Source organism: Vibrio sp. 1401, from assembly GCF_033340295.1.
In genome coordinates, this window is the sequence record NZ_JAWOWF010000010.1 from 92,717 (window position 1) to 118,994 (window position 26,278).

Below are 26,278 nucleotides of genomic sequence, written 5' to 3' on the forward strand. Positions count from 1 at the left end.
CAAAGGCGATACCAAGTATCGCCTTTACTGTTTTTAACATTCTAAACGTTGCATTTAACGAGAAGTCACGATGGGATAGTCACCATTAACGAGCTCTTGAACGAATGCAGATCCCGCACCAGTATGCGTAATCCAAACCTTCTCTTTCGCACGTGTAATCGCCACGTAAAATAGCCTGCGCTCTTCTGCGTAAGGGAATTTGTCTTTGGACTCCGTCAACGCACCATCAATGTGAATTTGCTTCTTCTTAGCGGGGAATTGCCCCTCATCCACAGAAAGAATAATCACAAAGTCAGCTTCGCGTCCTTTACTCGCATGGCAAGTCATAAAGCGAATATCGAGATTAGGGAAACGTCGCAACCAATCGTCGAACAAATCGGGCTTATGATAATGGTTACGTCCTAGCAATAAAACTGACTTGGTTTGCTTGGCTTGTTGATTCAAGTGGTCCAAGATCTTTTCCACTTGATTGCTCGGCGCGGTATGTACGCTCTTCTGCTTGCGTTGTTTGTGGCTGTTTAGTGTTTTCGGCAACTGCGATGGGTTTTGCTGCACGAATGTATTCGCTACATCACCAATCTGATTGTTGAAACGATAAGTTGTATCTAAGTGATGAACGGTTGAGTGAGCAAAGCGTTCTTTAAAACCAGTGATAAGATCGACATCCGCTCCTGCAAACTGATAGATCGCTTGCCAATCGTCGCCAACAGCAAATAACGTGGCACCTGCTTGTTTCTGAGTGGATTCACACAGTGCTTCAATCAATGCCAGACGATCTGGAGAGATATCTTGATACTCATCGACCATAATAAAGCGCCATGGCGAGACAAACTTCCCTTTATTCACATAATCTGTCGCACGACTGATCATGGTTGGGAAATCCACTTGGTTGCTTTCTTTAAGCATTTTCTGCCACGCTGTAAAACATGGCCAGCATAAGGCGAGTTCACTATTTAAACGCGTATAGTCTTGGTGGTTTACGAGCTTTTCTTGTACTTGCTTTTTGGTCAAGCCCACCGCCGCTAAATGAGACAGCTGCGAATCTAGCCAAGCGATCAGTTTTGGATTTTCTGAATGGCTTCCTAACTCATCATCCCCTTTTAGGTACGCAATCGGCCATTTGTCTAAATGTTTTTGCCAACGTTTAAAGTTGGTGGGTGTCATCCAATGTTTTTTCAACCAGTCTACACACCATGCTGTTCGTTGATTTTCGTCCAACGCTAAAGGACTAATTTCGACAGGTTGCTGTTCGACTTGTTTAAGAATATACAAGCCCAACTGATGGAATGTGTTGACGCGCACACCGTCTGCCGCCATGCCCACTTTATCTACTAAGCGTTCTTTCATTTCAGTCGCCGCATCACGACCGAACGCTAACATGAGAAGCTCTTCTGCTTGAGCTTGATGGCTTTGCAACAAATAGGCAACTCGTGCGGTTAAAACGCTGGTTTTGCCCGAGCCGGCACCAGCAAGAACTAAGTTGTGGTCGTCGTTGAGTAATACCGCATATTGCTGGGATAAATTCAAAGGAGAGGATTCAATTTGATTAAACAGCACTTCCCAATTTGGACGTTCTGCTTCTAGCCAATCGCGATTACGCTCACCAAGCGCCTCAGAGGTATCAATGAGCCAAGGCTCTATTTGCGACATACGATTCGGCATTCGCATTTTGGCTTCTTCTAGGGTGGTTTTCATCTCGCTTAACTCTTGGTTAAGACTTTCAACCCAGGAGACCACTTGAGAATGCGATAAGTAAGCAGGCAAGTGCTTTAGTTTGTAAAGCTCTTCTTCCCACTTAGGTAGATACTCAGCCAGTTTTCGGCACTGAGTGTTGTGCCACTCTTGATATTGACGAACGGCCTCAAGCGCGAACTTTCGGCATTGTGGCCACGGTAAACCTTGGACTAGCCAGCTTTGTTGTTTGCCTTCGTGTTCATGAGCAAAAAACTGTAAAGAGCTCCATAATAACCCACGCTTTACGCTAACTTTGCCATTCCAGATCGTAAAAGGAATATGTTCTTCACTGCCTATCGAGCTTAATAAAACACTGTTCTCTTTTATTTCGACGTGATGGTACTCATTTTGAATAAAAAACTGTGCTTTGTTAGTGGCAGTAAGCTGCATGAAACGTGCGCCTTTTAGTTTAGAAGTTGTCGATTTATATCATTTTAAGGCGCTAAATTGTAGCAACGGCGAGCACCTAAGTAAGCTTCTTCTTCTATTCTTTAATAAAATTCACATTACTGTCGATTTAATAACCTAAAGCTGAGGTTATTTGAAGCTGGCTTTACAATCCTCAATACATGACCTGGCAGTTTTAATATAAGTCAATGACATCCCTGCTGATTTTATCAGCAACCACGAATTTTTCTTAAAGTAAATCATAAACGCGCTATAGTGGGTCTGGTAGTATTCCCCCTGTTCTTCATCGGAAACATAAGGCGCATTGTGCAAGCAACTTCTAAATTTCGGCTATATTGGGCAAACAAGACGATAAATTACAGCGTTCTTATCCTTATTACCTTACTGGGTGTGGTTATCCCAACTTGGTACTTCGAGCAAAACACGCTGATAACGCCATTAATATTAGGCGTTATTGCTGCTGCTTTGGCTGAAAGTGATGACAGTTTCACTGGACGCATCAAGGCTCTGATTCTCACCTTTCTCTGTTTTGCGCTTGCTGCTTTTTCAATTGAAATCTTGTTCGATACCCCTTGGGCTTTTGCGTTGGGATTATTTGTCTCAACCTTCGGCTTCATCATTCTTGGGGCGATAGGTCCTAAGTACGCGAGTATTGCTTTTGGTTCGTTGCTAATCGCTATTTATACTATGCTTGGCGCACATGAAAGCACCAACATTTGGTTTCAGCCACTACTGCTGTTAACCGGTGCCGCCTGGTATTACTTCATGTCCATGATTTGGCAGATATTTTGGCCCCTTCAACCGGTGCAACAAAGCCTAGCCAATGTGTTCTTCCAAATGGCGAATTATCTTGATGCGAAAGCCAAGCTTTTTCATCCTGTGACCAACTTGACGCCACAACCGCTACGGATTGAAGCTGCAAAATGCAATGCTGCCACGGTTACGGCACTAAACGCTTGTAAAACCACATTACTTAACCGATCGAAACGGGGTCACATTGATGGGCCTAGTGACCGATTTTTAAATATTTATTTCATCGCTCAAGACATTCACGAACGAGTCAGTTCTAGCCATTATCGCTATCAGGATTTAGCGACCGAATTTGAACGTTCTGATGTGCTGTTTCGTTTTAAATATCTTTTGGAGTCTCAAGCCCAAGCGTGTCGTGATATTGCACTAGCCATTCAGCTAGGAAATGAATACTCCCATACCGATCAATCGATTCTGGCATTAGCTGAAGTACAGAACTCTCTTGCTTATCTAGAAGAACAAAAGCAAGGGCACTGGAAACGTCTGCTGATGCAGTTAACATATTTATTCAACAACTTAGCGACGGTAGAAAAACAACTTAATAACATTAACAACCCAGATGTTGAAGGCCTCGAAGAAGATACCCTCGCCGATACCAACCCACACACGCTAAAGGCGATGTGGCAGCGTATATCAGCAAATTTACACAAAGATTCGATGCTGTTTCGGCATGCATTACGTATGTCAATTGCCTTAACGATTGGCTATGGAATCATTCAAATATTCAACATCGACCGAGGTTACTGGATACTCTTAACCACTTTATTCGTATGCCAACCGAACTACAGTGCCACTCGCCAAAAATTGACGGCAAGAGTAATAGGTACATTAGCTGGTTTGTTGATTGGTGTACCATTGCTGACTTTTTTCCCTTCTCAAGAAAGCCAGTTAGTATTTATCGTTATCTCTGGTGTGATGTTTTTCGCCTTCCGGATGAACAACTATGGGTACGCGACTGGTTTTATTACACTGCTCGTCCTCTTCTTATTTAATCAACTAGGTGAAGGTTACGCAGTTGTCCTTCCTCGACTAGCAGATACCCTCATCGGGTGTGTGCTTGCAGTAGGAGCAGTATTAGTTATTTTGCCCGACTGGCAGTCGAGAAGGCTTCACAAAGTTATGTCGGATGCGATAGAGGCGAACAAGCAGTATCTCGATCAGATCATTGGTCAGTATAGAATCGGCAAGAAAGACAATTTGAGTTACCGTATCGCTCGCCGCCAGGCCCACAATAATGATGCCTCACTATCTTCTGCGATTAGTACGATGCTGGCGGAGCCTGGCAAATATCGCGCAGCTGTTGATGAAAGTTTTCGCTTCCTAACGTTAAATCACGCAATGTTGAACTATATTTCTGCATTAGGCGCGCACAGAACTCGCATCGAAGATGAGTCAATTCATAAACTCGTTTTAGATGCTCACCGTTGTATTCATCAGCATCTGGATGTACTTCATAAACAGCTTCACCAGCATTGTGAGGAGTGTGACCTATCTAATATTGATGATGCTGGACTCGAGCAACGCTTAAACGAATGGCGCGATGAAGACGACAGCTCTGCCCGCATGGTATTGCAGCAACTTCATCTTATCTATCGCATGCTCCCAGAGCTTCATTCACTTGCTAGTAAGTTTGCCGTCAGGGTAAGTTAGTAACATTCAAACCATATGTAAGAGGGAAGCGCTATATCGCTTCCCTTTTTCTTTTTACGTTTCCATCTACCCCAAAGTGGGTAATTATGTACCTTCTTAGGAAAAATCTGACGTATCACTTAACACACCTTGACAATATTCGGACAAAAAGCAATCGATCAAATTCTAATCTATTTTGGTTGAATAAATATGTTGTATCCAAAGGATGAAGAATTTCGGGCAACGACGGATAAACCGAATCATGACGAAGGTATTGAGATGAACGCACAACAATTTAATGAACTTAAGCAAAAGCTCAGTGATTTAACGGCAAGTCAGTTAAAGTCATTACAAGGTGAGATCAGCGTGAAACTAAATAAAGCGCAAAAACCGGTTCTATCTGGTGAAGAAAGAGAAATGCTTGCCAAACTGTTTGCCTAATCAAGTCATTGATATAAAACACTTGAACGTTTTATAAACTCCACCTATGCTCTCACTATCATAATGTTGGGAGTAGTGATATGCCTGTATCGGGAATTCAATCTGGACACCACATCGTTCAGATGTCACAACAAATGGCCGAGAAAGCTGCACATGGCATTAGCAATAATGTAAGTAAGGTAAAAGAAGAGCTTTCTGATCACAACATCGATTTAGCTGCGGTTGCGGATATCGCAATAACAGCCTCAACACCTAGCCTTCCCTCTCAAAAAGTTGAATCTCTCATCAACCTCGCACAAGCCGCTGGTTATAACCGAGTTGGCGCGTCTGTCATAGAGAAAAACAATGAAATCATTGGCAGCTTGCTAGACATCCACGTTTAGGCGATTTAACGTCAAATTATCGCTATTTTAATTTCCAACTATCACTATAACGTCGTAACAAGATAACCCCTTTGCTTCGCTCTTTATTTCTATTTCGATTCAAATATCTCCTGTTTAAAATCAAGCTTTCCCGAAAAAAATGGGCGGCTTATCAGAGCCGCCCATTTTTGTGTTGTATACAGGTTTATCCGTTATCAATAACACCGTTGTTGAGCAATGACTCTACAATTTCGTTGGAGCTGAGACCGTTGAAGTCGATTGAAGTACCTAAGTTTTCCACGACAATAGTCTGTTGAACATTTGCATCCGTCGTAATGTTCAGAGAAACACTTTCCGTCGATGCATCGTAGTCTGCCGAAATGTGACCAAGCAGATCATCCATGTCGATCATTGAGTTATTGAGATCAGAGATAACTTCACGTAAATCGATACTGTCTTCGTTAACAGTGAAGTCAGTAATGGTATCCACTGCCCCTTCATCAACGGAATCTACCGTCCACTTGAAGATATCGCTGCCGTCTCCACCCGTTAAGATATCTGAGCCTAAGCCACCGATAAGCACGTCATCACCATCACCACCCAGAATAACGTCGTCACCGTCTCCACCAATCAAGTTGGTACCTGTGTCTCCGCCAACTAAATAGCTGTCGTCCACTGCGGTTGACTGGTCAATATCGTCGCTATCACTACTCACATCCAAACTAATTTGGACAGGTGAAGACTGCGCTTCATCGCCATTAGATTCCGTTGATATCGCCGTAAGCGAAATATCGTAAGAACCGACATCAATACCACTGTTAGTATCTGTTGCGACAATTTCTAGCGTATCAATTTCATCGCTTGGTACTGTCCAAGTGGTACCATCGAAGCTAATGCCTGATGGAGAAACGCCACTTGTTACCTCAGCACTAGCTGGTACGCCCGTTAGCTCCAAAGACAGCACCTCGTCAATATCAGTAAGCGCCGCCATGATTCCGACAATCGCTAAACCTTGACTGCTCGCGGTTTGGCTAGCCGTAATTTGACGAATGTAATTAAACTGAGGATTGATATTCAATGTAGGTGCATCAGCTACAGGTGTCACATTGATAGTGAAGTCTTGATTCGCCTCCAATGCGGAACCCGATGCATTTTCGAAGTACACACCGTTGTCTTCGACTTTCACCGATAAAGTGATTGAAGCTGCGTTGACATCTCCTGCATCCACAAATACACCCTCAGAAGCGTCTGTTGCTCCAAGAACGGAGTTAATATTATCTGGTGTGCCCATTAGGGTTATTTCACCAGCCATCCCCGCCCCAACAGTCACACCACTACCTGCTGGCGGCTCGACACGAAGGTCGCCCTCGGTAACTGTAAGAGTCACCGTCATGATTTCATTCGCCTGCGCACCAGTGAAGTCGATGTCACTTACACTAATACCCGTTATTTTCTGGCCATCGGCTTCGTTGATCGTATCCGTTACCGACGTTGCAGTGATTTCAGGTGCGTCATTGGTCGCTTCAACATTCAACACTGCTGTGCCCGCGATTGTAATTGGGTCTGGAGCGCCGTTAGTGGTTCCGTCATCTGTGATTTCATAAGTGAAATTAACGTCACCAAAGAAATCTGCTGCGGGTTCAAACGTCCACTCTGTCGCACTCACTTGAGTCAGCGTGCCGGAAGTTGGATCCACTAACACAACATTATCGACGGTCAAGTTGTCTGACTCAGGATCACTTGCGTTGCTCAGCAACTCAGTAGCCGTAATAGTTACCGAACCACCATCTTCTTCGGTACTACTCAACGTTACCTCTGATGTTACCGGTGCATCGTTCACCTCAGTGACTTCGAAGGTCGCCGTTCCTGACACCGTTTGAGGATCTGAAACGCCGTTCGTTGTACCGTTGTCGGTAATGTCGTAGGTCAGATCGACCTTGCCGTTGTAGCCAGGCGCAGGAGTAAATGACCATGTACCTGTTACGTTGTCGAAATCCAATGTGCCGCTGCTTGGATCAACCAACTGGACATTGCTCACCATCAAGGTGTCGTTTTCAATATCAGACGCATTCGCCAACAAATCAGCTTGGGTAATATCAACCGCCGTACTGTCTTCTGCGATATCAGAAAGTGTCACTTCAGACGTCGTTGGAGCATCATTGACTTCCGTTACGTTGAACGATGCGCTGCCGTTAACCGATTTAGGATCGGATGCACCATTTGTCGTGCCATCATCTGTGATGGTGTACGTGATTTCAACTGGACCGTTGTAATCTGGTGCTGGGGTAAATTCCCACTCTCCCGTGCCACTGTTGAAAGTAATGCTGCCCGAATTCGGATCCGTTAACTGAACATTGCTAACCGTGAGATTATCGTTCTCTACGTCTGTCGCATTCGCAATAAGATCCGCTTCAGAGATGGAGAACACACCACTGTCTTCTTCAATGTCCGGTAGCGTCACTGGCGTAGTTTCTGGGGTATCATTCACCGCTGTTACTTCAATATTGAAGCTGCTGCTGTTGGTATTTAGGGTGTCATCTACCCCACCAATTACGATACCTTCATTACCTTGGTCATCGACTGTCACGTCCACCTGAACGTCACCAAAGAAGTTCAGCTCTGGGTTAAACTCAATCAGACCGTCTGCAATGGCATTGTTTAGATCGGCCACTGTGCCTTTCAGTTCAACGGAGTCCGTACCATCACCGCTCACGGTTAGGTTGTAAGTAGCGATGAGCGTTGGATTAAGCTCCAAGATACCGCTTTCGACGTTCACATTGAGTACATATTCAGCATTCGGATCATCGAGTACGGCATCAATGTCGGTAATGCTGAAACCATCAAGCAGCAATGGCGTATCTTCTGGTGTTTCCACATCCACTGTGTTGACGAACTCTGGACGATCGTTCACTGCTTCAACATCAACAGTGACATCAAACTCCTCTGCGGAGCCCAAGCTTTGACTGCCATCGAGCCCAGTATCAACGGCTTGCACTTTGAAATGCAGCGAACCATCCCATGAGTTATCGTTGCGATCCCCAGAATTAAACACCACTTGATCCAAGTCTTGAGTATTGATTTCTAAGACAAAAATGCCGCCGCCTTGGTCAGTAAACACTGTCCCATCAGGTAATGAAACACTCGCCCCATCAGGGACATTGGAGACCTCAACTCTCAGCGTCTCTGGATCATTTTCCTGGTAGTTTGCACCATCTCCGATGGACTCTTTGTTATCAACCACTAACGCATTTACATTAATAACAATGTCTTCGCCCTCATTACCTGCAGCCGAAGTATCGGGATTCACATCAACATCATCACCAATAGGATTGACAATAAGCGTAAAGTTGTTGTTTCGTTCCGTTGGAACTTGTAGCAACTCCTCTTGAATGAAGACCGTAATACCTATCTCAGCCTCGCCACTAAAGTGTTTTGGCGGTTTAATTTGGATGTCACTCAGGTCAATGGACGTCTGAGTGAGATCTTTTAGTTGAATACTCCATTCGCCCCCACCGTTGTTCTTAACAACATAATCAGAGGAATTGGATTTAACGATAAAGTCATCAGGAAGCCCCGTTAACTTGAGTGAAACGAAACTCTCAGAACCGTCATTATCGTTCAGGCTGATCGAAACACCAGAGCCCGATTGATTCAGCGAAATTAAAGTATCTTCGTCACCAATCACCGTGATTGGCTGCGTCGGATCGGCACCTGTAATGGTAATGTCATCAACGACTGGCGTAACTTCAAATGTGACATCGTCAGTGAAGGTTCTTACATCTATATTATCGCCAGAGTTATTCAAGATAGACTGATCAAACACAGCTTCATCAGTAATTTCTCCCTCGATATTAATCTTGACGGTATTTTGGCCACCACCTACGGGGTAATTTTCTTTTGGCTTAAACAGAACATTGTCAAGCGCACCAGCTAAAATCTCAGCTTCATTAAACTCAATACTGGTTCCTAAGCTGTTACCATTGGCATCAACAAACTCACCTAATGTTGTGTCATCAAGCTCTAACTTGATGTTCGTTAGTGTTTCTCGACCACCTTGAGTGTTGTTAAATTGATCGGCAAAATCAACACTCAAGTTAAGTTGGATTAAGCCATCTTCGTAACCAACACCATCCGCCGTGGGAACGTCGTTATTTAGATCAGTCACCGGTTGTTTGTTTGCATCCAAGCCGAAAGTACCGACGATATCTACTCTTACATTTGGTGTGACATCGCTATCCAACGGCTGATCCCCGGCTGAACTCGGAACGTCTGCAACCGGTAAAACCTGAACTGGAAACTGGACATTATTTTCTTTTTCATCACCGGACTCAGTGTCTTTAGTGACAAACCGAATTGGTAATTCGAAATCACCTGCGTAATCTTCTGCCAAGTGCATCGTCAAGCCATCAAGGCCAGTAATATTTCCACTCGCATCGATATGGGCTTGGAACACGTATTTACCATTGACAAAATCAACATCCGTCCCCGTGATCACCAAACCAGGAGGAATGCCAGGAGCTGTCGGGTCGACGATAATAGTTAAGACATCTTCCACACCATCTGCATTAATCGCATCGACTTTCGACGTCAACTGAGCACCAAGGTTAATAGAATTGTCTTCCAACGCTTGAATTTGGACATCATCAGCCACCTGAATCTCTGCCGCTACACTCATTTTCGGTGTGAGGACGGTTGGAAACTCTAGTGTCACATCCGTTTGACGCACGACAGTCGCATCTTTTTCGTTGCCCAAATCTTCGCCCAAATCATTCACTTCTGCGTAAATGGTTAAGCCAATTTGAGAGAGACCACCGTTATCGCCATCGTCGCTGTCATCGCTTGGTGTTAAATCAAGGCCAGACGGCGCTTTAATTGAGAAGTTGTCTTCATCGGTTACTGTCCAGCGACCTCCACCTTCATTTAGTGCACCGACGATAACCAATTGGTTGAGGATCTCAGGGTCCACATTGTGAAATTGAACAACAAGTTGAGTCACCACTTCATCTGAAGACGCATCAAACTCTTGGTATTTAATGATATGAGCACCAGATTCGCCCCCCATAGAAGTGTTGATCGTAAAGTCAATGTTACCTTGATCGTCTGACTTCACGATATCGGTAGCACCACCACCACTTTCAGTGACAAGCAGACGGGTTTGGTCATCTATTGCCCCCGTATTATCTTCTGGCTCAACGATTGGATTAACTTGGACATTCACCGTACCATTGATGGTTTTCTCAGCGATACCTTCACCGGGATTCGAAGCGTCAACATATTCATGGTCAATCTCTTTCACAGTGACGGTTGTGGTCAAGTCAAAGTCAGTACTTGAATCCTGCTCCAACTGGACTTGAACATAGCCACTTTGAGAGATTCTAGCGGAAAAATCTTGCTCTGATTCACCAGCTTGCGGTGAAAGCGTTAGTGTTCCAGAAACAAGCGCTTGTGCCACACCATCTACATAGACCGTGCTGCCTGGAGGAAATCCAGAGATGGTTACATCACTAAAGAATTCATCGGTATCAGGGCTTTGTACGAGCGTCGGTTTCCAATCGATGTCAAAGCGCGTATCTTCATCTCCCTCAGATCGAACAACGTAGTTATCTTGAGCGTCAATAACGGGTTCGACCTTGATCCTTACCTCTCTTTCAATCACACGACTATGACCATCATTTTCGGTAACAATGATCGTCCCTGTAATCGCAATGTTTTCGGTTGAAGAGGCTTCTGGAATAATTTGAATACCGGAATTAAAATTCAGCCCAGTGATGTTTGCTTCGTAAATCGGTTGACCGTTACCATCATAGCCAACAAAGGTGAGGTCAACGCTTGAACCGTCTGAATCTACGACACGAACACCATCGGGGATGTTGGACAGGATAACAGTAATGGCTTCTGAATCATCCAGAGGTCTATCGGCAACTTCACCTGATACAACCGAGAAGTTGAGGTTTACAACACCATTCTCTTCAATAGTCGTCTCTATCCCGGCCACATCTCCGTCTACGAATCGGTTCCAAACGTTCCCCGCGTCAATTAATACCGTGTCTGGTATGTCAGCAACACCTTTTACACCAACGATGACAGTCTTACTGCCCAGTGACAACACATCTTCTGTCGTACCGGTAGACAATGATGCTGTGTCTTTCACAATGCCTTCGACATTGAAAGTAAAGTCATCATTGCTGTGCAACGGAGGAAGAACTTCGACGTTCGCTAATTCAGACTCTGGCACTTCGTAATAAAGTACATTGCCGCCTGAATCGGTCACTTCTACTATCTGACTTGGGTTTGCTGAGTCCAGCCACACCAAAGTAACCCCATCAATTGAGAAGTTAGAAATGCGCACAAATAGCGCTTCAGAACCATCTAAGTCCGCTGATGGTTTCATGGTGATCACTTCACTTAATTGGAGTGGGTCGTGATCAGTGACAGGGTCTACCGTATTTTGAGTTCGAGCATTATCCTCAAACACATTAATTCGGTTTACAGTAAAACTACCTTTATCCGCAACTGGGTTTACATCAATAATGATGGTTTCGGTTTCTGAGCGAGCGGTATCTTTCCCAAGCAGTGGATTGTTGTTTTCCGTCGTAATAGCGGTGACATCAATTCTGATTTCGCCCGAGAAGTTATCTATCGGATCAACTTGAACTTCATCAATTCGGCTTGCATCCACCAGATAAACACCACCGGATTTTGGTATCGCACTACCATCTGAATAGACTAACTCTGCGTTACCTTCTCCTTGTGTAAAGACAAGCTCGTACACAATGCCTTCAGGGTTACTAGTGTCTTGGGTTTCAGCCGTGATGTTAAGTGCGACATTGTTTCCATCTTCATCAACCGAATAGTTAAATTCGCTGCTTGCCGTCCACGTTGCAATATCTGCGACGGCAGCAACTTCAATGTCTAAACGACCATTAATCGTATGATCTGGCGTACCATTGTTAAGAATTTCCACGCGGATACGAGGATCGATACCAGAAGCATCGGTTGATGTATGACGATCTGGTACGAAGTACAAGTTATCTAACGAGACAAGCTCACCATTGAATGACTGCTCAACATTTGATGCGTCGAGAACAACCGTATTGCCCACAGATGTTAACTCAATGTAGTTGCCACTGCCGTCTCTGTAGTAGAACGTACCGTTGTGAGTATCAGCATCTCGAATAGTGATGTCACCTAAGCTCTCGTTACGGTCGATATCATGTAAATTGATAACCAAGTCGACTTTCGCAGGGCTAACATCCAGCGTCGACAAGTTGTCCTGAGTATTTGCAGAGTCAACGCCCACAACGACACCATCACGCCCTTGGTCTTCGAACGCAGTAACGGTAGACGTGTCAATTTGCGCATTGCGGTCTCTTATCGAGATATCCACATCGGCATCTGCGATATCGCCATCACCATCGGTTGCAACAACGTTGATGGTGAAATCAATCGAGTCGGTTTCGGTATGGTCAAGATCGTCATTCGGACGGAATGACACACTGCCATCGGTTCGAACAACCAAACGACCGATTTCAGTATCCACTCCGTCAAGAACCTTGTGAACAAATACGACTTGGTCGCTGCCGTTCAAATCGACAGAATCAGAATCAACACCGTTTTGCTTAAAGTAAATGCCTGAATCATCAGCCGAGAATGAAGTCACTTGTGCGCCGTCAGCACCAAGGTCATCATCCCCCTCTACAGGGTCTCGGAATAAACGAACCGTGCGGCTGCCTTGTCCCTCAACACGCGAAATAGATGCATCGTGCAAGGTTGGAACATCATCGGTAATCGTCACTGGTAAGTTAATACCTGCCGTATCGCCATCGACATCGGTCGCAAAGACTGGGAGATCAAGTATGAGTGTATCTTCGCCTTGAGTTGAGTGATCTAGCGCACCCTCAAGCGTAAACTTGTAAGAGCCGTCAGCGTTCAAAACTAGCGTGAACACTGAGTTACCATCAGGTGTTTGACCTTGATAAGTAAAGTTGTTGTTGCTTACCGCGGTTTGAACTAACGTCACCGCAAGACCACCTGAAGTTACTCCTGGTATCGGGTTAGAAGTAAGATCCAGCTGATAAGAGACAACGGTATCTGCCCCTTCCACCGTATCGAAATTGCCCGTTGCTTCTAGGCTTTCTTTGTTGGTTGCCTGGGAGCCGTTGGCAAGGTCATCCTCATCAACAGCCAAAGCATCTGCTGATTTAATTTCGGGAATGTCATCAACTACGGTAATTGGAAGATTCAGTGGTGATGACGTGTCACCATCAAAGTCTGTTACTGTAATTGGAATATCAATGACAAGGTTGTTTTCACCTTGAACAGCTTCGTGGTCGATTGGTCCCAACAGCTCAAATTGGTAGCTGTCATTATTCGCATCAAGAGACAGCGTGAAGATCTTAGTTGATGTGCCAGTAATAACCGCTTCGTAACTGGTTACTCCACCATTCGTGCCTACTAGATTCAACTCGATGCTGCTGCCGTTCGACGTTAAACCAGACACGACTGCATCGAGGTCTGAAACTTGGTAGCTGACAATCTTGTCTGCACCAGCAACGACCTCAAATCCGCCGTTCAATACCGTAGAATCATTACTTGTCGTGTCAGAGCCACCGGCAAGATCATCTTCATCAACGGTTTGTTGGCTAGAGTCTGTCACGTTCACAATAGCTGGAACATCGTCCACCACGGTGATCGGCAAGGTGATGTTATTGGACACATCGCCATCAAAATCAGTCGCGTTGACTGGGAAGTTAATGACCAACGAGTTTTCATCGTTACCCGCAGGATGATCAAGTGCACCTAATAGTTCAAACTCATAACTGTCAGCTGAGCCATTTAGCGTCAGTTTAAAGACGGTATCCGTCGTACCTTGTACGTAAGCTCGGTACTCAATCACACCATTTGAATTTGAAAATTCAACCAATTCAAGCGGCTGACCACCTGAGGTAAGTCCAGAAACAGGCGACGTTAAGCTATCCAACTGGAAGCTAACGATAGAGTCGGCACCATCAGTAACGTCAAAGTTGCCACCAATGATATTGGATTCTGGCGTGTCGTCCGAACCTTGGCTCGGAATATCATCCTCATCCACAGACAAGGTACTACCAGAGCTAATAGCATCAATGGTTGGCTTGTCATCTACGATCGTCACTGGCAAGGTCGCAGTGATGATATCGTTGTCGCTATCCGTGATCTTCACAGGTAGATTCAACAAAATCTCATCAGAGTTAACCGCGTGATCTAACTGACCAGATAACTCAAAGTCGTATTTACCATCTTGATGAAGTGTCAACGTGAAGACAGTCACTCCACCCGGAGTTTGTCCCACGTAAACAAGCGCGTCAGCAGTTGAAGCACCAACGTCTTGAGAAAGTGTTACCTCTTCTCCACCCGATTTCAGATTCGGGATAGGATTTGAGCTTAGATCCAATTCGAAAGCATCAATACCATCTGCGCTAGTAACTTCGAACTCACCTGATACCGTTAATGGCTCTTTCGTTCCATCAGAACCAAGAGGTAAGTCATCTTCGTCGACACGTAGACTTTCAATATTGGTAACAACTGGAACATCATCCACAACGGTAATTGGCAATGTGAAGGCTGGTGAAGTATCACCATCATTATCTGTCGCCGTCACAGGGAGGTTAATAACAATCTCGTTTTGCTGATTACCATCGGGATGATCAAGCGGCTTCTGTAAATCGAACTCATAGGAGTTGTTCGTTGCATCCAGCGTCAGTTCGAAAACCACTTCAGTAGGATTGCCAGCAACACCTTGGTATACGTTCACGCCGTTTGCGCTAGAAGACAGAACTAAGGTGATAGCTTCACCATCTGAAGTCAGTGACGCAACAGGCGTGGTCAGGTCACTCAGCTGAATAGAAGCAACTTGGTCAGCACCTTCGGTGATATCAAAAGTACCTGAAATAACAGTATCTTCTGCACTTGCAGCATCCGTACCTGCTGGTAGGTCATCTTCATCAACGGTTTGTTCGCTGCCTGCTAGCAAACCATCAATGGTCGGAACATCATCCACAACCGTAATTGGTAAGGTGATGTTGTTCGACACGTCTCCATCAAAGTCAGTCGCGTTTATCGGTAAATTGATGATCAGTTCATTTTGTCCATCAGCATTTGGATGATCGAGAAGAGCGAGCAAATCGAACGTGTAGCTGTCATCAGAGGCATCGAGGGTTACACGGAATACTGGTGTCGTCGTGCCATCAATACGAGCTTCGTAAACTGAAACACCACCTGCGTTTGATACTTCAACCATAACCAGTGATTGACCACCAGAGGTCAGGCCTTGTACTGGCGTCGTTAGGTCAGAAACGCTGTACTCGACAATGCCATCAGAACCATCAGTCGCGATGAAGTTACCGGCAATGCTGTTCGACTGTGTACCATCAGATCCGACTGTTGGGATATCATCCTCATCAACCGTTTGCACACTTGTTGCTTCGATTCCACCAAGTGTCGGCTTGTCATCAACGATCTTGACAGGAATTGTCTCAGCAGAGGTATCGCCATCAAAGTCTGTTGCGATGATTGGGAAGTTCAGTGTCAACTCATCACTATCTACTGCGTGGTCGATTGGACCTTCAAGCGTGAAGTTGTAACTACCATCAGTATTCACTATCAGAGTAAAGACCGCTTCAGTACCCGCTGTCGCCTCGTAAGTAAAGCTGCCATCACCATTTGCGGTTTCCGTCAGTGTGACTGCCACGCCTTGTGATGTAAGGCCAGCCACTGGTGTTGCAGACGCGTCAAGCTGATAGCTCACTACTCGGTCCGAGCCTTGTGTGGTAGTGAAGTTGCCATCGATTGAAATCGGGCCAGTCTGATCCGAACCAATCGTGCCTAGGTCATCTTCATCAACGGTAATCGCATCGACATCGGTAATGGTCGGCTTATCATCCACAATGGTGACTGGGATCATTTCTGTGGTGGTATCACCATCAAAATCCGTCGCGATGATTGGGAAGTTCAGCGTCAGCTCATCACTACCCGTCGCATGGTCGATTGGACCTTGCAGCGTGAAGTTGTATGAACCATCCGTATTAACGGTCAGCGTAAATACGGCTTCAGTTCCTGCTGTCGCTTCATAAGTGTAGCTACCATCACCGTTTGCAGTTTCAGTCAGCGTCACTGCCACACCTTGCGATGTTAGGCCATCAACTGGCGTTGCAGAAGCATCCAATTGGTAACTCACTACCCCATCAGAGCCTTGCGTTGTAGTGAAGTTGCCATCAATGGAAATTGGGTCAGAGCCGTCAGAGCCAATCGTCGTTAAGTCATCTTCATCAACCGTGATGGCATCTACGTCAGTGATGGTTGGCTTATCATCAACGATAGTGACAGGTAACGTCTCCGATGAGGTGTCGCCATCAAAGTCTGTTGCGATAATCGGGAAGTCGATTTGCAGGCTGTCGCTGTTCACCGCATGGTCTAGTGGACCTTGCAGAGTAAAGGTGTAGCTGCCATCTGGCTTCACAACCAATTCAAATACGGCATTGCCATCTGCTGTGGCTGTGTAAGTAAAACTACCGTCGCCGTTAGCAGTTTCAGTAAGCACGACAGGCTCACCATGAGAGGTCAACCCTGCTACTGGATCTGCTGTTGCATCAAGCTGGTATTTAACAACACTGTCCGAGCCTTCAGTTGTGGTGAAAGAGCCCGACATAAACGCATCATCGTTCTGGTCTGAGCCTATTGAGGCAAGGTCATCTTCGTCTACTGTTAGTGGGACAACGTTATCGATGGTTGGAACGTCATCAGTAATCGTGACTGGAATGGTCGCAGTCGTCGTATCGCCATCAAAGTCTGTTGCAATGATTGGGAAGTTAAGAACTAATTCATCGCTGTTTAACGCATGATCAACCGGACCTTCCAGACGGAAGTTGTATGTGCCGTCAGCATTCACGTTCATGGTGAAGACCGGATTGCCATCCGCGGTAGCCACGTAAGTGAAGCTGCCATCGACATTCGCAGTCTCTACCAAAGTAACAGGCTCACCTTGAGAAGTTAAACCTGAAACAGGATCAGCCGTTGAATCAAGTTGGTAGCTCACCACTCGGTCTGAACCTTGAGTAGTCGTGAACGAGCCTTCAACAAACACAGCGTCAGTTTGGTCTGAGCCAATACCGGATAAATCATCTTCGTCTACAGCCAGAGGCACAACATTATCGATGATTGGCGCATCATCTGCGATCGTAACGGGAATGGTTGCCGTGGTCGTATCACCATCAAAATCGGTGGCAACAATTGGGAAATCAATCGTCAGGCTATCGCTGTTGGCGGCATGATCAATCGGGCCTTGCAGCGTAAAGTCGTACGTACCATCTGTTGCGACATTCAACGTGAAGACTGGATTACCGTCAGCGGTCGCAACATAGGTAAAGCTGCCGTCGCCATTCGCGGTTTCCACCAAGGTAATCGCCTCACCTTGAGAGGTTAGCCCCGCAACAGGATCAGCGGTTGAATCCAGTTGATAGCTCACCACTCGGTCAGAGCCTTGTGTGGTAGTAAACGCGCCTTCAACGAACAGATCGCCGCCAGGGTCCGAACCCACACCGGTAAGGTCATCTTCATCGACACTTAACGCATCCACCGCTGTGATGGTCGGTACATCATCAACAATCGTGACTGGAATGGTTTCAGTAACGGTGTCGCCATCAAAGTCGGTTGCGATAATTGGGAAGTTCAGTGTCAACTCATCACTATCAACCGCGTGATCAATTGGCCCTTCAAGTGTGAAGTTGTAAGAGCCATCAGTATCTACTGTCAGAGTAAATACTGGGTTGCCACCCGCAGTCGCTTCATAAGTGAAACTACCATCACCATTTGCGGTTTCAGTCAGCGTTACCGCTACACCTTGCGATGTTAAACCGTCCACCGGTGTTGCTGAAGCATCGAGTTGGTAGCTCACTACTCGGTCAGAGCCTTGTGTGGTAGTGAAGTTACCATCAATAGAAATCGGGTTGCTTTGGTCTGAGCCAATTGACGCTAGATCATCTTCATCAACCGTGATTGCGTCGACGTCAGTAATAACTGGCTTATCGTCCACGATCGTCACAGGGATCGTGGCGTTTGTGGTGTCGCCATCAAAGTCGGTCGCAATAATTGGGAAGTTGAGCGTTAACTCATCATTATCAACAGCATGATCGATTGGGCCTTCAAGCGTGAAGTTATAAGAGCCATCAGTGTTCACTGTCAGCGTAAAGACCGCTTCAGTACCCGCTGTCGCCTTGTAAGTAAAGCTGCCATCACTATTTGCGCTTTCAGTCAGCGTGACAGCCACGCCTTGTGATGTAAGGCCGTCAACTGGTGTTGCAGAAGCGTCAAGCTGATAACTCACTACTCGGTCAGAGCCTTGTGTGGTGGTGAAGTTGCCATCGATTGAAATTGGGTCAGTCTGGTCTGAGCCAATCGTGCCTAAGTCATCTTCATCAACGGTAATCGCATCGACATCGGTAATGGTCGGCTTATCATCCACGATGGTGACTGGGATCGTTTCTGTGGTGGTATCACCATCAAAATCCGTCGCGATGATTGGGAAGTTCAGTGTCAGCTCATCACTGTCTGTCGCATGGTCGATAGGACCTTGCAGCGTGAAGTTGTATGAACCATCCGTATTAACGGTCAGCGTAAATACGGCTTCAGTTCCTGCTGTCGCTTCATAAGTGTAGCTACCGTCGCCGTTTGCGGTTTCAGTCAGCGTCACTGCCACACCTTGCGATGTTAGACCATCAACTGGCGTTGCAGCAGTATCTAATTGGTAGCTTACTACCCCATCAGAGCCTTGCGTTGTAGTGAAGTTGCCGTCGATTGAAATTGGATCTGCGCCGTCAGAGCCAATCGTCGCTAAGTCATCTTCATCCACATGGATTGCGTCTACGTCAGTGATGGTTGGTTTATCATCAACGATGGTGACAGGTAGTGTTTCTGTCGACGTATCGCCATCAAAGTCTGTTGCGATAATCGGGAAGTCGATTTGCAGGCTGTCGCTATTCACCGCATGGTCTAGTGGACCCTGCAGAGTAAAGGTGTAGCTGCCATCTGGCTTCACCACCAATTCAAATACGGCATTGCTATCTGCTGTAGCTGTGTAAGTAAAACTGCCGTCGCCGTTAGCAGTTTCAGCAAGCACGACAGGCTCACCATGAGAGGTCAACCCTGCTACTGGATCTGCGGTTGCATCAAGCTGGTATTTAACAACGCTGTCTGAGCCTTCAGTTGTGGTGAAAGAGCCCGACATAAACGCATCATCGTTTTGGTCTGAGCCAATTGAGGCAAGGTCATCTTCGTCTACTGTCAGTGGAACAACGTTATTAATGGTTGGAACGTCATCAGTAATCGTGACTGGAATGGTCGCGGTCGTCGTATCGCCATCAAAGTCTGTTGCAATGATTGGGAAGTTCAGTACTAGCTCATCGCTGTTTAACGCATGATCGATTGGACCTTCTAGACGGAAGCTGTATGTACCGTCTGCATTCACGTTCATGGTGAAAACCGGATTGCCATCCGCGGTAGCCACGTAAGTAAAGCTGCCACCGGCATTCGCCGTCTCTACCAAAGTAACAGGCTCACCTTGAGAAGTTAAACCTGCGACAGGATCAGAAGTTGAATCAAGTTGGTAGCTCACCACACGGTCTGAACCTTGGGTGGTCGTAAACGCGCCTTCAACAAACACAGCGTCGCTTTGGTCTGAACCAATGCCTGATAAATCATCTTCGTCTACAGCCAGAGGCACAACATTATCGATGATTGGTGCATCATCCGTAATCGTGACTGGAATGGTCGCCGAAGTCGTATCACCATCAAAATCGGTGGCAATAATTGGGAAATCAATCGTCAGGCTGTCGCTGTTAGCTGCATGGTCAATCGGGCCTTGCAGCGTAAAGTCGTAAGTACCATCTGCTGCTACATTCAACGTGAAGACAGGATTGCCATCTGCGGTCGCAACATAAGTAAAGCTGCCGTCGCCATTCGCGGTTTCCACCAAGGTAATCGCCTCACCTTGAGACGTTAGCCCCGCAACAGGATCAGCCGTTGAATCCAGTTGATAGCTCACCACTCGGTCAGAGCCTTGAATAGTGGTAAACGCGCCTTCAACGAACACAGCGTCAGTTTGGTCTGAGCCCACGCCGCTAAGGTCATCTTCATCGACACTCAACGCATCCACCGCTGTGATGGTCGGTACATCATCAACAATCGTGACTGGAATGGTTTCAGTAACGGTGTCGCCATCAAAGTCGGTTGCGATAATTGGGAAGTTCAGTGTCAACTCATCACTATCAACCGCGTGATCAATTGGCCCTTCAAGTGTGAAGTTGTAAGAGCCATCAGTATCTACTGTCAGAGTAAATACTGGGTTGCCACCCGCAGTCGCTTCATAAGTGAAACTACCATCACCATTTGCGGTTTCTATCAGTGTGACAGCCACGCCTTGCGATGTTAAACCGTCCACTGGTGTTGCTGAAGCATCGAGTTGGTAGCTCACCACTCGGTCAGAGCCTTGTGTGGTAGTAAAGTTGCCATCAATAGAAATTGGATTGCTTTGGTCTGAGCCAATTGACGCTAGATCATCTTCATCAACCGTAATGGTGTCGACGTCGGTAATAACAGGCTTATCGTCCACGATTGTCACTGGGATAGTGGCATTTGTGGTGTCGCCATCAAAGTCTGTTGCGATGATTGGGAAGTTGAGTGTCAGCTCATCGCTATCTACCGCGTGGTCGATTGGACCTTCAAGCGTGAAGTTATAGCTACCATCAGTATTCACCGTCAGCGTAAAGACCGCTTCACTACCCGCTGTCGCCTCGTAAGTAAAGCTGCCATCAGCGTTTGCGGTTTCAGTCAGCGTAACTGCCACGCCTTGTGATGTAAGGCCGTCAACTGGTGTTGCAGAAGCATCAAGCTGATAACTTACCACTCGGTCAGAGCCTTGTGTGGTGGTGAAGCTACCATCAATAGAAATCGGGTCAGTCTGGTCCGAACCAATCGTGCCTAAATCATCTTCATCAACAGTAATCGCATCAACATCGGTAATAGTTGGCTTATCATCCACGATGGTAACAGGCAATACGATTTGGCTTGTGTCACCATCGAAGTCTGTAGCAATAACGCTAAAATCAAGGGTTAAGCTGTCGCTATTTGCCGCATGGTCAATTGGACCTTGCAGCTCAAAACTGTACGAGCCGTCGGTATTCAAAATTAATGTGAAAACTGCACTGCCATTTGCCGTTGCGCTGTAGGTGTAACTGCCATCTGCATTTTGCGTTTCGGCAATGGAAACGGTTTGACCTTGAGATTGCAGGCCATTTAAAGAATCAGCGTTTACATCCAACTGATACTGTACGACGCCATCAGAACCTTGAGTTGTCGTAAACTGACCTTCGACCAGCGTTGACTGTGATTGGTCAGAGCCTACCAAACTTAAGTCATCTTCATCGACGGTAAGAGCGACAACGTCATTAATGGTTGGCACATCATCGGCAATGGTTACCGGTAGAACAAGTGAACTGGTGTCACCGTCAAAGTCCGTTGCGACAATAGTGAAGTCTAGAGTTAAGCTATCGCTACCCACAGCATGATCGATTGGACCTTCAAGGGTAAATGAATAAGAACCGTCAGGGTTCACTTGTAAGGTGAAGATAGCGTCCCCTTCTGCCGTTGCAGAATAGGTAAAGCTGCCATCTGAATTGGTTGTTTCCGTCAGAGAGATAGATCGCCCCTGCGATTCCAACCCATTGAGTGGATCAGTGCCGCTCTCTAATTGATAACTTACAACACGGTCTGAGCCCTGAGTCGTCGTGAAGCTACCTTGCGCGAACACAGAGTCGCTTTGATCGGAGCCAATGCTTGATAAATCGTCTTCATCGACGGCTAGCGCATCAACGCCATCAATCGAAGGAACGTCATCTTGAACTTGAATGACAATTTGCGCAGCTTCTGGTGTGTTCGAACCTTCGGTAATAGAGGAGCGGTCACCATCCGCATCTACCGCGTAAACTGGCAGTGAGAAAGTGAGCGAGTCATCGTTAGCACCCGTATGGTCAAGTTGTTCATACAAGTTGAATTGGTATTCGCCCAATGCAGGTGCATCAATCGCCACATCAAATACGGTAATACGCACACCATCCAGCTCGATGAAGCCTTCGTAAGTACGTACGCCGTTACTCTCGGACGCTAGTTCTAGTTGAACAACCTGCCCTTAAGATTGGAGTTCTCCACCAACATTGAACTCTGTAGGTTCCAACTCATAGTGATCAATGATGTCACTTCCGACCGCTGTCGTGATCGACCCAGTACCACTTGTTACTGCCGCGCCTTCCTGTGAACCTTGGTCAACCCCCGCCTCATCTAAAGACAAGCCCGTCACGTTCTCAATCACTGGGTTATCGCCATCGAGGATGGTCATCGTAAAGGTGTTGCTTGCCGTATCTTGGTCATAGTCGACGATTGTGGTTGGTAAAGAGAGCTCAATCGTATCTTCACCGTTTGTTTGTTCTAACGGCTTAAATTGCTCAAATTGGTAGGTACCATCAGTATTCAGACTGATGGTTAAGACGGTTTCATTCGAGCCAGCAATGGACAAGGTGATAGTACTGCCGTCTTCAGAGAGTACCGCTTCTGTCGCCTGATTATCACTCAGTAGGCCATCGAACTGACTAAGTCCTTCTTGATTAAACGTGACCGTTGCCAATTGATCACTACCAATATCAACAAAGGTGCCAGTAATTGGTGTAGAAGAAGATTCAACGTTTTCAAAAGTAACGTTTTGCGGCGCAGGATCATCGCCATCAATAACGGTTGTCGTAAAATCGATAGGCGCTTGAATGCTGTTACCACCAATATCTGCACCTGTAATATCAAAAGCAATATTGATTTGATCACCGACGATCGATACTTGGCCATCAGCAACAGACGCAACATGGTCAACGCCCTGGCTAATCGTGGTAACGACTTCTAACTCTAAATCACGGCCTACAGATGTCGCTTCGATCTCGATACGAAGCACTTCGTTACCTTCTTGAGTACCGATAATGGCATTTTGCGCTTCGTCATAAACGAACGCCACTGGCTGACCACCAGAGGTAATATCACTGTTAAGCTCAGTCAACAAAGACTCTAAAGAAGACGTTTCGGGTACAAATGAAGCAGTATCAAGTGCGAGATCCCCTGCTTCAACCAGCACACTAGACGAAATGGTTTGCGGGTAGCTTGATAGAGAAATTGAGCCTTCTGTTACGCTAGATTGCAGTGACTGCCCACCATCAGCAAAAATCGTGACATTCAAACCGTCATCTTCGTCGCGATCATCTTCTCCGCTGCGAGTCGCAGACGTTTCAAAAAAAGTAGAAGCGAGTACTTCCGGGTTATTATATTCAACCGTCACGTAGCCAGCATTAGCCGAGCCTTCAGCACCTGCGCCAGCAGCTGTTGCTTCTAAGATAGCGGTAGGGTCAGCTCCGTCTAAAATAGCTTGCTGGATAGCGGCAATATCGTTGGCGTCGAAGTCAGCACTTCCAATAGCCGTTGGGTCAAAAGTCACCAAGCCATTAACTGGAGATTGTACCAATACTGGTTCTAACGGTTCAGAAGAAGGCACAGGAAGACAAGCAACACAATTTGCATCGACCAGATAAAGCTCATTATTTATCTGTACGTCGAGAGAAGCATTATTTTCTGTGATAATAATCTCGCCAGGTCTTAACTCATCCCCCGCTTTTATGACCTTAACGTTTCCATCCAGGCCCAAAACCAAAACTTCACCTTTGACAGCATTTACAATCGCGCTCTGCGGTACCGTGTGCGTACTCATCTGACCTCCGCTAATGGCTTACGTTTCCCATTAACCTTTTTAGATAATTTCTTATTAATTTAGTGCGGCATACTGCACACCTTTATACGATTAAACTAAGTATTGAATCATTAAACAATCGATAAATACCCTACTACCAAGCAACATAAGTAAAACTTACTCGTAGTCACAGAAATGTGACACATGTGCTGACGCGTAGATATCGAATAATTATATGAAATTGATACCTTATTCTGATTAAGTGTAGTTGTTTTAAGAAAAGAAGAGAGATGAAATCATTCAGCTAAACGCCAGACTGCCGGTTGCGATCAATAATGGAAGAAAAGCAATGAGAATGTTGTATACACCGGAGCGTGATGACATCTTAATCAATATCGGTGACGAAAAAAACGTAACGATTAAATATTGAACAACATAAATTGCAGGACAAAATGCAACGATAAAAAAGTGGCTTACGATATGAATCCCCGCACACCACGAGTTCGGTTTTGTTCTGATATACAGCAAAAAAAACACGAGCAAGCTAATAATAAAATACATAAACACAGCACTTGAAAATAATTATCATTTTCAATCATATGTAAATATTCCCTTACTTTCAATGGTGTTTGAGCTATTAATGTCATCGTTATTATCAATCAACACAATAAGTAAAATTATCAGTAATTCCAGTCCTAAACGTTTGCGTAATCGCTAACCTTCTCTTAACCTTGATTTGAGGCTTTTATCACGGTTTTTCCATTGATATAGTGCGTCCATACAACAAAAAAAGACCATTCGAGGCATGGAGCTTCCTCATTAATCTCAAGATGAGAAGAATTGGTACCGACAAAATTCGGCAGATTTTAAGAGGGTCAAAAAATGGACATGAATATGGTTGAGATTTTAGGTTATGCAGCTTCAATCATGGTCGCTATTTCGCTAACTATGAAAGATATTGTTAAGCTTCGTATCCTTAACTTTATTGGTTGTGCGCTATTTACTGCTTACGGACTAATGATTGATTCTTGGCCTGTAGTACTAACTAACGGTTTTATTGCTTGCGTTAACATCTACTTCCTAGCAAAAATGCAGCAGGAAAAAAAAAGCCTAGAGCCTGAGAAAGCGCAATAGCATTCAAACAATAAAAGCCCGCAAACCATAAGATTGCGGGCTTTTGCTTTTAACATTCCCTTTCTATCACAGCATCCTTAAACGAGCGCTAACGAACCCAGCTAAGTGCTAGTGTTTCTCGACGAGAAAACATGTCCACATGCGATGAAATGATCGCCTTCACCGTATTCAGTTTCTCTTCTGAATCCGCCTCACAGGTTATAGTTAAGCTAGATGCACAAAGGTTAAACTCAGCTTTTCCCGTCGGAAATGTCACCAAACCGCTATTTTCATTCCAAGTAGCAGGAACTTTTCGTCCAAAATGCCGACAAAGCGTCACTAAGTATTTGTCAGCGTGTTCGCTATCTATTCGGGTGCTTTCTTTAATCATGAACTTACTCGTTACTTTGAAACGTCCTATGAAGAACCTTGTTAGAATTGATAAGCTGCAGAGAGCTTGAAGTTGCGACCCGGCTCGTAGTCATCAAGCGTGAAGCCACGTGCAGTCCCCGAACGAGACGCATGAGAGCTGTACAACTCGTCAAATACATTATCAATACCAAAGGTCACCGACAGCCCATCAATATCAGACGGCACCCATTGAGCGTATAGATTATGCACATCATAACTTGCTTTCTTTGGCTGACCATCAAAGACGTTGTCTTCCTCTAGAACAAACATTGAGTTCCACCCGAAGATCGTTTCTAAAGCGTCTGACTGGTAATCCAAAGTTAGAGCAATGCTATCACCCATATCAATGCTACGCCCATTGCCCCCAGCAACAGGACCACCAGTATTCTTGTTTTTGGTGTCCGACTTAGAGTAAGAAAGTTTGCTGTTAAACTTGTCGTAACCATAAGAAGCACTTGCTTCAAAGCCTTTAATCTCAACATCACCTAGGCTTTGTTGCTTAAATCGATGGAACTAAATCAAGAAGCTACGATCTGATCGGCTACACCCATTAATCGTCGTAGCC

6 protein-coding genes and 2 pseudogenes are annotated in these 26,278 nt (G+C 45.7%); 4 read left to right on the forward strand and 4 right to left on the reverse strand.

The genetic code is table 11. The features are described from left to right. Positions 1-54: 54 nt before the first annotated feature. Entirely contained in the window at positions 55-2,124 is a 2,070-nt protein-coding gene (gene helD / locus R7Z77_RS07985; RefSeq protein WP_213967550.1) for a DNA helicase IV, read from the reverse strand. Between the two features lie 324 nt (positions 2,125-2,448). Here helD and yccS point away from each other — a divergent pair, with 324 nt between their 5' ends. The 3 genes from yccS (at position 2,449) to R7Z77_RS08000 (ending at position 5,405) form a co-directional block, all read left to right on the forward strand. Then, entirely contained in the window at positions 2,449-4,602 is a 2,154-nt protein-coding gene (gene yccS / locus R7Z77_RS07990; protein ID WP_064354722.1) for a YccS family putative transporter, read from the forward strand. Positions 4,603-4,791: 189 nt separating this feature from the next. Then, positions 4,792-5,022 (forward strand): hypothetical protein, encoded by a 231-nt coding sequence (locus R7Z77_RS07995; protein WP_005376575.1) that lies wholly within the window; start codon positions 4,792-4,794, stop codon positions 5,020-5,022. 80 nt (positions 5,023-5,102) lie between these two features. Beyond that, a complete protein-coding gene (locus tag R7Z77_RS08000; protein ID WP_017821544.1) occupies positions 5,103-5,405 on the forward strand; it encodes a hypothetical protein in 303 nt (100 codons plus the stop codon). A gap of 184 nt (positions 5,406-5,589) precedes the next feature. Here the strand turns inward: R7Z77_RS08000 and R7Z77_RS08005 are convergent. Then, positions 5,590-24,210, reverse strand: a pseudogene (locus tag R7Z77_RS08005) (retention module-containing protein). 861 nt (positions 24,211-25,071) lie between these two features. Between R7Z77_RS08005 and R7Z77_RS08010 the strand changes: the two are divergent. Continuing rightward, complete coding sequence (locus R7Z77_RS08010) at positions 25,072-25,323, forward strand: YgjV family protein (RefSeq protein ID WP_005376619.1); 252 nt, start codon at positions 25,072-25,074, stop codon at positions 25,321-25,323. An 88-nt stretch (positions 25,324-25,411) separates the two neighbouring features. Here the strand turns inward: R7Z77_RS08010 and R7Z77_RS08015 are convergent, their stop codons facing one another. Further along, positions 25,412-25,693 carry a DUF2218 domain-containing protein gene (locus R7Z77_RS08015; RefSeq protein ID WP_005376622.1) on the reverse strand — a complete coding sequence of 94 codons (282 nt, stop codon included), beginning with the start codon at positions 25,691-25,693 and terminating at the stop codon, positions 25,412-25,414. Positions 25,694-25,734: 41 nt separating this feature from the next. Continuing rightward, positions 25,735-26,205: pseudogene (locus R7Z77_RS08020) on the reverse strand (TonB-dependent receptor domain-containing protein); the annotation flags it as partial. Between the last annotated feature and the right edge of the window lie 73 nt (positions 26,206-26,278).

Bases quoted from the DNA above. Each gene is read 5' to 3' on its own strand.
- helD (WP_213967550.1), bottom strand. From the start codon at position 2,124: ATGCAGCTTACTGCCACTAACAAAGCACAGTTTTTTATTCAAAATGAG.
- R7Z77_RS07995 (WP_005376575.1), top strand. From the start codon at position 4,792: ATGTTGTATCCAAAGGATGAAGAATTTCGGGCAACGACGGATAAACCG.
- R7Z77_RS08000 (WP_017821544.1), top strand. From the start codon at position 5,103: ATGCCTGTATCGGGAATTCAATCTGGACACCACATCGTTCAGATGTCA.
- R7Z77_RS08010 (WP_005376619.1), top strand. From the start codon at position 25,072: ATGGACATGAATATGGTTGAGATTTTAGGTTATGCAGCTTCAATCATG.
- R7Z77_RS08015 (WP_005376622.1), bottom strand. From the start codon at position 25,693: ATGATTAAAGAAAGCACCCGAATAGATAGCGAACACGCTGACAAATAC.